At 42.8% G+C, this 13505-nt stretch carries 12 protein-coding genes; 2 read left to right on the top strand and 10 right to left on the bottom strand.

Annotated features, from left to right (window positions below; translation table 11 throughout):
* Nucleotides 1-13 precede the first annotated feature (13 nt).
* The 3 genes from ELX58_RS00510 to ELX58_RS00500 form a co-directional block, all read right to left on the bottom strand.
* Entirely contained in the window at nt 14-268 is a 255-nt protein-coding gene (locus ELX58_RS00510) for an acyl carrier protein (RefSeq protein ID WP_133441239.1), read from the bottom strand.
* A 29-nt stretch (nt 269-297) separates the two neighbouring features.
* A complete protein-coding gene (locus ELX58_RS00505) occupies nt 298-1269 on the bottom strand; it encodes a beta-ketoacyl-ACP synthase III (RefSeq protein ID WP_133441238.1) in 972 nt (323 codons plus the stop codon).
* Nucleotides 1270-1450: 181 nt separating this feature from the next.
* Nucleotides 1451-3124, bottom strand: a complete 1674-nt coding sequence (locus tag ELX58_RS00500; protein ID WP_133441237.1) for a formate--tetrahydrofolate ligase — start codon at nt 3122-3124, stop codon at nt 1451-1453.
* Between the two features lie 201 nt (nt 3125-3325).
* Between ELX58_RS00500 and ELX58_RS00495 the strand changes: the two genes are divergently transcribed.
* Both ELX58_RS00495 and ELX58_RS00490 read left to right on the top strand, forming a co-directional pair.
* Nucleotides 3326-5065: a phospho-sugar mutase gene (locus ELX58_RS00495; RefSeq protein WP_133441236.1), complete on the top strand. Its 1740-nt coding sequence runs from the start codon at nt 3326-3328 to the stop codon at nt 5063-5065.
* An 87-nt stretch (nt 5066-5152) separates the two neighbouring features.
* The gene (locus ELX58_RS00490; protein ID WP_133441235.1) at nt 5153-6373 is read left to right on the top strand and encodes a DUF2075 domain-containing protein; all 1221 of its coding nucleotides are present in this window, start codon (nt 5153-5155) and stop codon (nt 6371-6373) included.
* 120 nt (nt 6374-6493) lie between these two features.
* Here ELX58_RS00490 and ELX58_RS00485 read toward each other — a convergent pair whose 3' ends face one another.
* The 7 genes from ELX58_RS00485 to ELX58_RS00455 form a co-directional block, all read right to left on the bottom strand.
* On the bottom strand, nt 6494-7207 hold the full coding sequence (locus ELX58_RS00485) for a type 1 glutamine amidotransferase (RefSeq protein ID WP_133441234.1): 714 nt from the start codon (nt 7205-7207) through the stop codon (nt 6494-6496).
* Nucleotide 7208: 1 nt separating this feature from the next.
* Nucleotides 7209-8561 (bottom strand): MurT ligase domain-containing protein, encoded by a 1353-nt coding sequence (locus ELX58_RS00480; RefSeq protein ID WP_133441233.1) that lies wholly within the window; start codon nt 8559-8561, stop codon nt 7209-7211.
* A 103-nt stretch (nt 8562-8664) separates the two neighbouring features.
* Nucleotides 8665-10323 (bottom strand): putative polysaccharide biosynthesis protein, encoded by a 1659-nt coding sequence (locus tag ELX58_RS00475; protein ID WP_133441232.1) that lies wholly within the window; start codon nt 10321-10323, stop codon nt 8665-8667.
* Between the two features lie 167 nt (nt 10324-10490).
* Nucleotides 10491-11630: a hypothetical protein gene (locus ELX58_RS00470; protein ID WP_133441231.1), complete on the bottom strand. Its 1140-nt coding sequence runs from the start codon at nt 11628-11630 to the stop codon at nt 10491-10493.
* 44 nt (nt 11631-11674) lie between these two features.
* Complete coding sequence (locus ELX58_RS00465; RefSeq protein WP_133441230.1) at nt 11675-12028, bottom strand: iron-sulfur cluster biosynthesis family protein; 354 nt, start codon at nt 12026-12028, stop codon at nt 11675-11677.
* Between the two features lie 41 nt (nt 12029-12069).
* Nucleotides 12070-12936, bottom strand: coding sequence for a DNA/RNA non-specific endonuclease (locus ELX58_RS00460; protein WP_133441229.1), 867 nt, complete (start codon nt 12934-12936; stop codon nt 12070-12072).
* Nucleotide 12937: 1 nt separating this feature from the next.
* Nucleotides 12938-13450 carry a methylated-DNA--[protein]-cysteine S-methyltransferase gene (locus tag ELX58_RS00455; RefSeq protein ID WP_133441228.1) on the bottom strand — a complete coding sequence of 171 codons (513 nt, stop codon included), beginning with the start codon at nt 13448-13450 and terminating at the stop codon, nt 12938-12940.
* Nucleotides 13451-13505 lie beyond the last annotated feature (55 nt).

Raw genomic sequence — 13505 nt, 5'->3', positions numbered from 1 at the left:
AATTCCTCCTAAATTACTTGCTTTGCTTCTTCTGGATTTCGTCAGCGATGTAGTCAACGAACTGGTCAACAGTGTCTAAGTCCTGGTCAGTGTTGATTTCGATATCATAAGCATCTTCTAAGTCATCAACGATTTCGAAAATGTCTAAGCTATCTAAGTCTAAGTCCTTCTTGATGTTAGTCTGTGGGGTGATCTTTGACTTATCAACGTCATCTAACTGATCAGCAACGACACTCTGTACTTTAGCAAAAATCTTTTTCTTATCCATAATGTAGTTCCTCCAATAAAAACTAAAAATTAAAATTTTAAGATAACGGTCCCAACGGTTAAACCGCCGCCAAAACCGGTTAAATCAATTATATCACCATGCTTAATCTTACCTGAATCGACCAGTCGTGACAATAGCATCGGTTCACTAGCCGCAACGGTATTGCCATACCGATTGATACTGATAGGAAATTTATCGAACGGGACGTGTAAATGACGCGAAACGCTCTTTACGATCCGGGCGTTCGCCTGGTGTAACACGAAGTACTTAATTTGATCTGGTGACATGTCAGCTTTCTTCAAGGCCCGTCGAATCGACTTCGGGACTTTACGAATGGCAAAGCCGTAAATAGCACGACCGTCCTGATGACAGAAGCGGTCTTCCGCATCGGCCTGATGATATTGTGGATCATGGTAGCCAAAGTGGCCCGCGGTTAACTTGGAGCCTAGATCACCATAAGTCGCTAGATCCGTCGTAATGATTCGGCCATTACCAGCATTAGCGGCCAAGATACCACCGGCACCATCACCGAACAATACTGCAGTTGACCGATCGGCCCAGTTAATGTACTTGGTCATGGTTTCGCCACCAATCAAGATTCCCTTAGCACCAGGCTTTTGAGCCAATAAGGCATCCAGGATCTTAACCCCGTAGGCGAAACCGGAACAAGCAGCACTAATGTCAAACGCCGCGGCATTTTTAGCACCGATGATACCCTGAACCGCAGCGGCAGTCGACGGCATCATGTAATCAGATGACATCGTGGCTACGATCACGTAGTCCAGTTCGTCAGCATTCACACCAGATTTATTAAGTAACTGTTTTGCAACGTCAGCAGATAACGACGTCGTGGTTTCCGTTGTGGCTACCCGGCGTTCGTGAATTCCGGTCCGGCGACTGATCCAGGCGTCAGACGTATCCATGATCTTGGAAAGATCATCATTTGTAACCACTTTTTTAGGAACCGCACGCGCGGTAGCCAGAATTGAAAACCGATTCATCAATTAAATCTCCTAACTTATACGTTTATCCTAGATCGTTAATAATTATTACGTAAACGATCTTTTGGCAAGCGAGACTCTTATTATTCGTCAAAGTTCCCGTAAAATCAATGATTAGAAAAGAATAACCGCACCCTCAAAATCGAGGTTACGGTTATCATGATTTGTAACTAATTTATTTTTAGAATAAGCCGGTAATCTTACCGTTCTTATCAATATCCATGTTTAAAGCGGCCGGATGACTTGGTAATCCAGGCATCGTTAAGACTTTACCAGTTAAAGCAATGATAAAGCCAGCCCCTAACTTTGGTTCAAGGGCACGTACATGGATCAAGAAGTCCTTTGGTGCACCTAAGCGATGAGCATCATCAGTTAATGAATACTGAGTCTTAGCAACACAAACTGGTAATTTATCCCAGCCATTCTGTTTCAATGATTCTAGCTGGGCCTTAGCTTTAGAGCTTAATACAACTTTCTTACCACCGTAGCAGTTCTTAACAATCTTATTTAACTTGGTAACTAGGTCATCATCTTGATTGTACAATGGGTGGAAAGTACGTTGTTCATTACAGTCCTTAGCAACGATCTTGGCTAAGTCCAAGGCACCTTTACCACCTTGGCCCCAGACGTCGACGACGGCGGCATGGGTATGTAAGTCCTTAGTGATGTAGTTCTTTAAGACCTGAACTTCATGGTCAGTTCCGGCATCAGGAGCACCGGCAAAACGATTAATGGCAACCACAACCGGTTTTCCGTAACGTTTCATGCTGCTAATGTGCTGCTTCAAGTTAGCGGCACCCTTTAATAAAGCCTGAACATTTTCCTTTGGTAAGTCAGCTAACTTCATTCCGCCGTTGTACTTCAAAGCACGAACACTGGCAACGATGACAACGGCATCCGGTGTCTTATGAATCCGTGGAGCGACGATGTCCATGAACTTTTCGGCACCTAGGTCAGCACCGAAACCAGCTTCGGTAACGGTATAATCAGCAGTATTTAAAGCCGCTTTGGTAGCTAAGATACTGTTACAACCATGGGCAATGTTAGCGAACGGACCACCGTGAATAAAGGTTGGGGTGTGTTCTAAAGTCTGAACCAAGTTCGGCTTAATGGCGTCCTTTAATAGTAAGGTTAAGGCACCGGTAGCGCCTAAATCTTTAACCGTGACCGGTTTTTCATCAAAGGTGTAACCAATGACAATCTTACTGATCCGTTTCTTCATGTCCATTAAATTACGGCTTAAGCAAAGAATGGCCATTAATTCACTGGCGGCAGTGATGCTAAAACTATCCTGACGAGGAACACCTGAGAAACGACCACCTAGACCAACGACACAGTTACGAAGTTCACGATCGTTGACATCCAAGACACGGTGCCAGGTGATCTGACGAGGATCTAAGTTCAACTGGTTACCATGATGAATATGAGCATCAATCAAAGCCGATAAAGTATCGTGGGCTTCAGTTAAAGCATCCATATCACCGGTAAAGTGCAAGTTGATGTCTTCCATCGGTTCAACCTGGGCATAGCCACCGCCGGCAGCTCCACCTTTCATGCCCATAACAGGACCAATTGAAGGTTCACGGAGTGCTAAAGCAGCATTGTGATGTAACTGGTTCAAAGCATCAGCTAAACCAATTGCAACGGTCGTCTTACCTTCACCTTTCGGGGTTGGGTTAATGGCCGTCATTAAGATCAGCTTCTGTTTAGTGTGCTGGTCTTTAATTGGTAATGAAACCTTAGCCTTGTAATGGCCGTAAGGTTCGATCTGATCTGGTGTTAAATGTAATTTCTTAGCAATTTTTTCGATTGGCCACATGTGGCAGTGTTGGGAAATTTCGATATCTGATTTCATATATCAGCCCACGCTCATTTTTGAACGCGGAATTGCCCCCTCTTATTAATTCAAAGTAACGAAACAAATTTTACCGCATTCATTATATCATTAAATCGCTAATTAATAAGGGTGTAAGTTGATTTAAGCAGCCCGTCAAATTATAATTCAAAATGAAATCTTAAATTCTAGAATTCGTTATCAGTTAAAGAAGGTTTATAGATGTCAATTGACGTAAAGAAAACTTACCAGAGTTGGTGTCAGCAGGTTAACATGCCCGTTTATTTAAAACGAGAATTAGCCAGCATGAAGGATAATCCCACTAAAATGAAGGACGCATTTGGTGCCCAACTTAATTTTGGGACCGCCGGAATGCGTGGTACGATGGGCGCCGGCTTAAATCGAATCAACATCTATACGGTTCGTCAAGCTACCGAAGGCCTAGCTAACTATATGGATACATTATCACCGAAGGACAAGCAACGTGGTGTTGCGATCAGTTATGATTCCCGATACCACTCCCGTGAATTTGCTGAAAATACCGCCATGGTATTAGGCGCTCACAACATCCCAAGCTACATTTTCGATGATATCCACCCGGTCCCCGAATGTTCATTCACGGTTCGTCATCTCCACACCTTTGCTGGAGTCATGATCACGGCTAGTCATAATCCAAAGCAGTACAACGGTTACAAGATTTACGGTCCTGATGGTGGTCAGATGCCACCGAAGCCATCTGCAATGATCGTTAACCGAGCTCGCAAAGCTAGCGATCTCTTTGCCATCAAGACGATGCCGATCCCGGAAATGCGTCAAAAGCATTTAATGCACATCATTGGTGAAGACGTTGATGAAGCCTACTTAAAGGCCGCTAAATCTGTCAACATTAACCATGATCTACTAAAAAAGTGGGGACCGAAGTTAAAGTTCGTTTATACCCCATTGTATGGAACAGGGAAAGTCTTAGCCCGACGCGCTTTACGTGAAGCGGGCTTCACTAATTATGTAATCGTACCGCAACAGGCCATTGCTGATCCGGAATTCCCGGATACGGTCCATCCAAACCCACAATATCCAGAAGCTTTCCGGATGGCAATTCAGTTAGGCAAGAAAGTTAACGCCGACGTCTTAATCGCTACTGATCCAGATGCCGACCGTTTAGGTGCTGCCGTTCGTCAGCCAAATGGTGAATACAAATTATTAACAGGTAACCAGATCGCTAGTATTCTTTTGAACTACATTTTGAAAGCCAAAAAGAATGCCGGCACTTTACCGAAAAACGGCCGGGTTGTTAAGTCGATCGTTTCCACTGAATTAGCCACCAAGATTGCCGAAAGCTACGGCGTTGAAATGAAGAACGTCTTAACTGGTTTCAAGTACATTGGTCAGCAGATTAAAGAATACGAACAAACGGGTAAGCATACCTTCCTGTTTGGCTTTGAAGAAAGTTACGGGTACTTAATCAAGCCGTTCGTCCGTGATAAGGACGCTATTCAATCCACAATGTTACTTGCAGAAGTTGCTGCCTACTATAAGAGTAAGGGCATGACCATGTACGACGGCTTACAGGCCATTTACAAGAAGTACGGATACTTTAAAGAATTCCAGGATTCAAAGCTATTTAGTGGGATTAACGCTCAGAAAGATATGCAGAACGTCATGGTTAAGTTACGCAAAGATCACTTAACCAGTTTCAACGGCCAAAAGGTTGAAAAAGAACAGGACTTCCTGTCATCAACTACAACGGATGCCAACGGTAAGACTAGTAAAATCAATTTGCCAAAGTCCAACGTTATGAAGTACTGGTTAGCTGACGGCACCTGGTTAACCGTCCGACCAAGTGGAACCGAACCGCGCGTTCGTTTCTACATTGGTACCGTTGACAAGACCAATGATGGTGTCATGAAACGTTTTGCTAGTTATAAGAAAGCCGTTGCTAAGTTAATCAAAGCACTCGCTTAAGTATTAGAAACTGATATTAATTTCTGGATTCGCTATCAAATTAGCGGATCTTTTGTTTTACACTAATTACGTAAAGAAGGAGTTTATATGAATAACAGTGCCGCATTCAAGCTTGGTCCAGGTCATCATCTGACAACCGAGCAACAAAAACTAGTCAATCACGTCGAACATTTCGCTAAACAAAATCTACACGCACCCAAGCACGCCGTTTTCGTAATCTACGGGGATGCCGGAACCGGGAAAAGTGTCGTCCTTAGTCAGATGTTCTACGATATTCAGCAGATGACTGCTGATAAGAACGATCCGTTATACAAGACCAATAATTATTTCTTAGTTAATCACCCCGAAATCCTAAAAGTCTATAAAAAGATTGCTGGCAGTGAAAGTCACGTCCTAAAGAAAAACTTCAACCGACCGACCTCGTTCATTAATCAGATGCATAAAAAACATGGTCACGCTGACGTCACGATCATCGATGAAGCCCACCTGCTGTTATCTGAAGGTGACCATTACAATAATTTCTATCAAAAGAATCAATTGGCTGAAATTATCAAAATTTCGCAGGTTACTGTATTAGTCTTCGATAAGCACCAGGTCTTACGGACCAAGAGTTTCTGGAACGATCATCGTTTACAGAAAATCATCAAACCGTACATTATAGATAGTTATCATTTAACCCATCAATTCCGCATGACCGCCAGTGATGATTTAATCCATTGGATTAATGACTTAACCGACGGAACATTAAAACCATTACCGAAAGACTTCGGTAAAGATTATGATTTCAGAGTCTTCGATGATGCCGAAAAGATGCGCCAGGCAATCGTTAAGCGTAATAATCAAGTTGGTTTATCACGAATCGTCTCAACATCCGGTTACCCATCAACATTAGACGGTGGCAAACACTACATTCACGAGATTCACGGCTTCAAAATGCCATGGGATCAATATAATCACACCCAAATCCCGTGGGCTGAACTCCCGCAGACGATCAACGAAGTCGGTTCGATGTTTACTTGTCAGGGCTTTGATCTAAATTACGTTGGGGTCATCTTGGGACCACCCGTTTACTTAAAGCCTGGCACTAACCAAATTAAAATCGATTTCTCCAAATACACTGACACCGAATCCCTAAAGAAGCGGAAAGACATCCCAAATCCGAAAGTCTTTGACCAGATCAAGCAACAGCTAGTACTTAATTCAGCCAACGTTTTGATGAAGCGTGGTGTTAAAGGAATGTACCTGTTTGCCCACGATCCGTTACTGAGAAAGAAATTGATGCAGTATTATCGGGATGCCACAAAATAAATTGACAGAATTCACTAAAACTAATATCTTGTAACTGAGAATATTAAACACTTATCTAAAAAAGCGCTGCCGAAATTGAGTTCGGCAACGCTTTTTTGCTGTCAATTATTTAATTCTAAATTAATAAGACGGAGCGAACTTCATAGCGGCCAACTTACTAAAGTCTTCATCAGGATACTTATTCTTTAAAGCCTTCAATAACATTGACTTCGTTACTTCCGGATTACGAGCCAAGAACGAATGGATGTAGGTACAGTATAAGTTCTTTAACTGAGCACCTTCACCATTGACCTTGGTATTGTTACCGCCCATACCATCAATGACTTTACCAAGCGGTTTTTCACCATTACCTAAGAACGTCTGGTCCTGATGATGCTCGAAGCCATGATAAGTCTGATGAGTAATGGGATCAGCGATTCTTTCTTCACCCACAAAATCATGGTCACGGTGCCGCTGGTCAGTCGTATGGCTCATAATACCTAAGCCAGGCATTTTATGACCCTTAGGCGTTAAGTAAGATTTACCTAATAACTGGTAACCTTCACCAACGGCTAACATCGGAACGCCACGGTTGATCATCTTCGTTAAGGCGTTTTTCTTGAATGGTAAGTCTTTCGCAACAATTGACTGTTCAAAGTACTGACCGTCACCAAAGATGGCTAAATCATACTTATCAGGATCTAACTCGCTACCGATGCTAACGACGTTAGCGTCAACTTTGATGCCCATCTTACGACCGTAATACTGCAGAACCAAAATGTTTCCGTAGTCACCGTAAGTATTCATAAGGTCACCATATAAATGGGCAATTCGTAATTCATATTTCGATTTCATATCAGTCGAGCCCCTTCTTTACGTAGCCTTTTTCGGCAAGAATTCCACGTAGCGTTCTCATTGGTGTGTAACAAGCCACAACGTAGACTTTCTTGGTCGGTACGTTGGCTAAATCGTGGATTAATTCCTTATAATTCTTAGCAACGATGTGTTTATCATCTGGAGCACCGGCAACCTTCATACGGTAGGCAATATCCTTATAATGATCACCGCCGGAGATAAACTGCTTTGGATGCATCTTAACGACTTTTTCAAAGTTACAGTCCCACATGTAGCTAGTGTCTAAACCATCGGCGTTCTTGGAGCTCAACAGAAAGGCAAACGAGAACGGATTTTTTTCGTGAGCTAACATGTCAAAAATAACGTTAACGCTGACCTTGTTCTTGATCATGATTAAAATGATCTGACGATTGTTAATGTCAATTTTTTCTTGACGGCCAAAAATCTGGGCGTTAGTTCGGAAAGCCTTAATAATCTTATCATCATCAACGCCAAAGAACTTAGCGACAGCATAAGCCGTTAAGGCGTTGTAAATGTTGTAGGTCCCACCAGCTTCGATCGTTAACTTATGATGGTCAATTTCAAATTCTGAAGTATCAGGGGTTAATTTATCGATCTTGGTAACCGCAGTGGTTAATTTTGGCCTAGCGTAACCACAGTTAGGACAGAAGTAGTCACCTAAATTAGCGTAGGTAATGTAATGATAATGAAGAATGTGATGACAACGTGGGCAGATCACATCGTCGGTATTCGGCTTAGCCTTGAAATCAAGGTGTTCGTCATGATTTGCAAACCCATAGTATACAACCGGATTTGGTAAATTAACTGACTGGAATAGTGAATCATCACCGTTAGCGATGATGGTAGCCTTCGGTGCTAACTTAATGGCCTTCAGAATTAAATCGTAAGTGTAATAGATTTCACTGTAACGGTCCAACTGGTCACGAAAGATATTGGTCAAAACGAACGCAATTGGTTTGATATACTTAACGACCTGAATTACGTAGGCTTCATCAACTTCTAAAATGGCTAACGGACGGGAACCCTTCCGATGATGGTGACCCTTTAAGAAGGTCGTCACAATCCCACGCTTCATGTTGGAACCGGACGGGTTAGTTAAGATATGCGGATACTTCTGCTTCAAAGCTCGAACGATTAAGGACGTGGTCAGCGTCTTACCGTTGGTACCGGTGACGATGACGACCCGATAATTCTTACCTAATGACTTCAGAATGTCAGGGTCAATCTTGGTGGTAATTTCACCAGGGAAAGCCGTCCCACCGTGCATAATGTTGTGCAGGAACCAATAAGATGACTTCCCGGCCGCCGTAGCGATAATGCTTCTAAGTGACATTTAACAATCGCCTCAATGTAATTTGATTAATAATTTCTTTTTGTGAACTTATTTCTTAAAAATTATACCAATCTTATTTTAAAAAGTAAATATTATTTTATGATTAAGCTTTAATTCTTAACTTAGCACGGATGCTGTCGGACATATTATTACCTAAGACATAGTCAGCTAAGTGGCTCTTAAATACGCAGTATACGTAAGTTAAGCCAGCGATGATAACGGCAATCATGGTAACGACGAAGCTACCAACACGACCGTCAATATTCATCAGCGGTGCTAAGTAACGGTTGCTCAAAGTAACGGTAACCAATGCTTCGACGTATACCAATACCGAGCACAGTAAAATCCCGTTCGTAGCTTTAGCAATCTGATCATAATTAATACCAAACTGCTTATTCATCGAATGCAAGATCAAGCCACTGGTGACGATAAAACCGATCCCACTAGTGATCATCGGGCCGAACGTGCCGAAAAACTTAATAAATGGAACCTGCAAAATAACCTTCACTAACGTCCCAACAAAGAAGTACTTAACGGCCCGCTTGTTCTGCGAGATCCCCTGCATCATGGCACTGACGATTGCAAAGAGACCAAACGTAATCGCAATCAGTGAGTAAAACGAAAGGACGTTAGCGGCAATTACCTGATGACCAACACCATAGAATAAGCGGTTCAACGGTCCGGCAACCGCAGCCATCCCCAATGAACTCGGTAACATCACGAATTCAAACAGAATCAAGGCACTGGTAATCTGCTGACGAGTTTCGGCTTTATCGTGTCGGGTATACGACTTCGATAATAACGGAACCACGGTAATCGCAATCGACGTCGAGAGCGAAATCGTAATCATGATCAACTTTCCGGCATTTCCAGCAAAGATGGCGTACAAATCATTGACTTCGATACTCGAATAATCAGTGAACTTATGCATAGCACGGAAGAACGTGTATTGGTCGATCAATTGAAAGATCGACGTTCCGGCACCCAAGATAATGAACGGGATCGACTGCTGGATAATTTCATGATAAAGCTCCATCGTTGGAACCTTCATCTTGTGGTTACTGTTGATCACCAAGCTACGGTAATAATGGTGACGACGCATGTAGTACCAACCTAGGATTGCGAAGCCGGCAACGGCACCGACGAAAGCGGCAAAAGTCGACTGTGAAACGGCTGTAACCCAGTTACCATGCATGACCTGCATAATAATGTATGCCGTGACTAGCATGTAGGCAACTCGGACGACCTGTTCACCAAATTGCGAGATCGCTGACGGTGCCATATCTTGATAACCCTGGAAAAAGCCACGGGTAATACTCATCGACGGGATAATCATGATCGCCCAGGCTAACGAATGCATGACAGGGATGACGTTAGCATCGTCGTTATCCAGAAACGGCGCGCAATAATAAAAGACACCGGCACAGATAATCCCGATCGTGATCGACAATGACAAGCCTCGCTTATACAGCTTGACCCCGATACCATATTCGTTCAATGCGTTGTAATGGGCAACCTGTTTAGCGATTGCCGATGGAATCCCGGCAATTGCGATAATCAGTAACGTCGCGTACACGTTATATCCTTGGACGTAGATGGCGTTGGCCCGGAAGTACTTGTCGGCAAACCAGATGCTCCACGGAATGATGTAGATCGCACCTAAAATTCGTGAAAAAATACTGCCGGCGGTCATCCAGGTCGAACCGGCCAACATGGTTGATTGATCTTCTGAAGATTCGGTACTTTGATTATTATTCGACATCTTAGAAATCCTACTTTCACTTAACTTAATAAAATCGTACGCTATCAATTTTATGGCATGCTGTTAATACATGTCAATCAGGGTTTACAAAATGAAAATATCCCGTATCTCTAGCTGAACGCTAGAAAGTACAGGATACTTTATGTTATTTCAATTTCGTAACTTTATTAATAACGAACGAAGCTTACGTTAGTCTTATGACCATTCTGACTAGTTAACTTAAAGTTGTTATTAGTTAGGAACTGAAGGGTCATGCTCTGGTTCTTATTGCGATTCTGATAACTAATCGTCCAAACGTTGTTCTTAACGCTATTTACTTTGTAAGGAGCATTAGAAATGTACTTCTTACCATAACGACCATTCTTGTAAGCCTGTTCGTTCAAGCCACGCTTCTGGCTAAGGTTCCATCGCTGGTTATATGATTGCCAGTTACCATTAGGTGTTTTAACGGTGACTTTGTTGGCTTTATTACTCTTACGAGTGGTCTTGCGGTTACGATTAACCTTGTTGGCTTTCTTATTTACCTTTTTAGCAGATTTACGAATGCGTTGTTTAGCGTTCTTATTAGTGGTCTTAACGTTACCAGTTTCATCATCTAATTCAGCTAAAGCTTGTTCTGCGTTGGCAATGATCGCCTTAAGATTAGCTCGTTTAGCAGCAACTTTGCTACTAGTATCCGCTTCAATCTTGGCTAAATCGGCTTCATCACGATTGTAAAGTACTCGTTCTTTAGCATTGCGAATCTTTAAATCGTTCATCTGATTTTTAAGCTGAGCAACCGTTGCATTAACACTAGATTTAGTAGTTACTTTAGGAGTCTTCTTGACGGTCTTTTTAACTGACTTCTTAACAGGCTTTTTGACGGTCTTCTTGGCAACCTTTTTATTAACTTTCTTGTTAGCTTGAACGGCAGCTTTCTGGTTAGCTGGTGTCTTAACAAAGATAACTCTGTATGGATGCCAGTAACCCTTCTGAGCCGTAACGGTTAAGTGCATATCAGCCTTTAAGCCCTTGGGAATCCGTAACGTGTAACGACCGGTCTTCTTGTTAGCATAAGTACTAGCAAGAACCTTCTTACCATTCTGTAAGGTAACACGGAAACCTTTGCTAGCAGTACCCTTAATGACCCGGGCATTACTACCGATGCTTTGTGGTGCGTTAACAAAATATGAATTTGCATTTACATTTCGAGTTACGTTCGTACGATAATGGTGGGCGGTCTTAGCTTGAGCTGACTGTGCCGTTGCTCCGATTCCGGTTAAAGCTAAAAGAGCTGCACCAAACAGGTACATATATTTCTTACTCATTATTATCCACCTCAACCCTTATTATATGGCGATCGGGCCGGTAATCAATTATTACGATCGTCAATTATATTGACACTGCCGTCGATCACGCCACCTTCACCAGATAGGTTGATTTGGTTGAAAGAACCGACATCTAACTTCAGACCTTTATCAAGATAACGGGCTGAATATGGTTTGTAATAAAAGGTCCCTAAGTCACTATCTAACTTACCACCATAGTCAGGTGTCTTTTCATCGGGCTTGACGGCAATAATGTCGAACGCCGTGCCAATGCTGCATGAACCCACTTTAGAATAAGGCCCGACACCATCGTTATAACTGAGTAATAATTTAGCGGGACCCTTGATTTTGTCTTCGATTCGTTTTTTAACGGCATCACTAATCGTAATCTTGTCCATAATATCTCTCCTTATTAACGTGAAATGTTAAATGTTAATAATTATTTATTAATTAACAGTTTTCGGCGGTGGAAACGACGTGGGTTGACCGGGTGATAACGGTAATCATGATAGTGAATCAAACGGCCGTCAACGTAATCGTTGTAGAAAGCCGGAGCGTTCTTCGGAATTGGAACCTGCATCGATTGATCGATGATCGAACGGCCCGTTGAGTAGTCAAACTTTACACCCGGTTGAACATTAAAGATGTAAACGTTGAAGTCTAACGAATGATCCGTTGAGATCGCTTGCATGTGAACGCCACGAGCCATCAATTCGTGTCCTCTGAAGATCGGTTTAACCCGGAAGATCACTTTCTTATTACGGTAAAGAGCTCGTCGAACCTTACTCTCGTAGATGGTCTGCAACTTCTGGTTACTAAAGGCCGTCTGAGTAAACAGATTCCGTGGATTATTCTGGTCACCACTTGGATTATACGGTCGGTAACTGCCAGTGTAGTCAATACCTTTCGACAAGCTGTACGCTATCTCATGGCCTCGATTAATGATTGCCTGGTTAGCGATCATCTTCTGGTGCCAGCCACTCGGGAACACGAACTGACGCTGACGTAACGTGTCATGGGCAATGTTCTGACGAGCTAAATAAGCCGTGTTCCCTTTCGACGTTCGGTTCAAATGATCTAAGTTAGTGTAAACGATGTGATCAGACTTCCAGGATCGCGGGTTCAACGTACTTCGATCGTGATCAACCTTAACGATGGCTGAATGGCCAGACTGATAATCTAGATTAACTAAGTGGTTATCATCACGGGTTGCAGAATGATGGGTAGTGTTGCCACAGCCAACTAAACCAACGGCAACCAGTAGGACACTAAAGAGAACCGCAATTCGTTTTAATTTCAACTTCATATTAATCACCCGCATTGCTCATGATGGTTTCAATTTCTAACAGCTGACTTTTCATTCCCGGACTTTCCCGAAAATGGCCTAATTTTTCGGGTGTCTCTAAGACCCGATGTGTCGGAATCAGGATCAGGATTGGGTTAAGGCGAAGGGACTTTTCAATCCGGGCAGCACTGCTGTGCAGTCGTTTAGCCAGCTGCTTAACGGTCCGTACTTCACCGTACGGGATTTGTCGGACTAAATGCCAGACTTGATGATCCAAATGATCACCGATCCCGTCTAAATCCAACGGAAGATGATTGGAATAGTGTTCACCGGCAAGATAATCCTCGATCACTTTTTGGTACGGTCTAGTTAAGTCAGCTTGGTACTTAAATTCAAATGACTGGTGGCGATAAAAATCGTAGATCTGTGAAATCCCCTGCTTGGGATCGGACATGAATTTAAGGCCCTTCTTCGTCACCGCCATGTACATTCGATGATCATTAAACGCGGCGGTATTCCAATACAATCTTTCCATATATAAAACAGCGTCCTCATAAATATTTCTATGGTAAATTATGGTACCATTTCTC

Origin of the sequence: Acetilactobacillus jinshanensis, from assembly GCF_004359375.1 — a bacterium.
In the GTDB taxonomy this organism is placed as follows: Bacteria; Bacillota; Bacilli; order Lactobacillales; family Lactobacillaceae; genus Acetilactobacillus; species Acetilactobacillus jinshanensis.
Note: the sequence above shows the minus strand (reverse complement) of the source record. Positions and strands in the feature narration are given on the sequence as shown.

Bases quoted from the DNA above. Each gene is read 5' to 3' on its own strand.
- ELX58_RS00490 (WP_133441235.1), top strand. From the start codon at position 5,153: ATGAATAACAGTGCCGCATTCAAGCTTGGTCCAGGTCATCATCTGACA.
- ELX58_RS00455 (WP_133441228.1), bottom strand. From the start codon at position 13,450: ATGGAAAGATTGTATTGGAATACCGCCGCGTTTAATGATCATCGAATG.
- ELX58_RS00485 (WP_133441234.1), bottom strand. From the start codon at position 7,207: ATGAAATCGAAATATGAATTACGAATTGCCCATTTATATGGTGACCTT.
- ELX58_RS00465 (WP_133441230.1), bottom strand. From the start codon at position 12,028: ATGGACAAGATTACGATTAGTGATGCCGTTAAAAAACGAATCGAAGAC.
- ELX58_RS00480 (WP_133441233.1), bottom strand. From the start codon at position 8,561: ATGTCACTTAGAAGCATTATCGCTACGGCGGCCGGGAAGTCATCTTAT.
- ELX58_RS00495 (WP_133441236.1), top strand. From the start codon at position 3,326: ATGTCAATTGACGTAAAGAAAACTTACCAGAGTTGGTGTCAGCAGGTT.
- ELX58_RS00500 (WP_133441237.1), bottom strand. From the start codon at position 3,124: ATGAAATCAGATATCGAAATTTCCCAACACTGCCACATGTGGCCAATC.
- ELX58_RS00510 (WP_133441239.1), bottom strand. From the start codon at position 268: ATGGATAAGAAAAAGATTTTTGCTAAAGTACAGAGTGTCGTTGCTGAT.
- ELX58_RS00460 (WP_133441229.1), bottom strand. From the start codon at position 12,936: ATGAAGTTGAAATTAAAACGAATTGCGGTTCTCTTTAGTGTCCTACTG.
- ELX58_RS00475 (WP_133441232.1), bottom strand. From the start codon at position 10,323: ATGTCGAATAATAATCAAAGTACCGAATCTTCAGAAGATCAATCAACC.
- ELX58_RS00470 (WP_133441231.1), bottom strand. From the start codon at position 11,630: ATGAGTAAGAAATATATGTACCTGTTTGGTGCAGCTCTTTTAGCTTTA.
- ELX58_RS00505 (WP_133441238.1), bottom strand. From the start codon at position 1,269: ATGAATCGGTTTTCAATTCTGGCTACCGCGCGTGCGGTTCCTAAAAAA.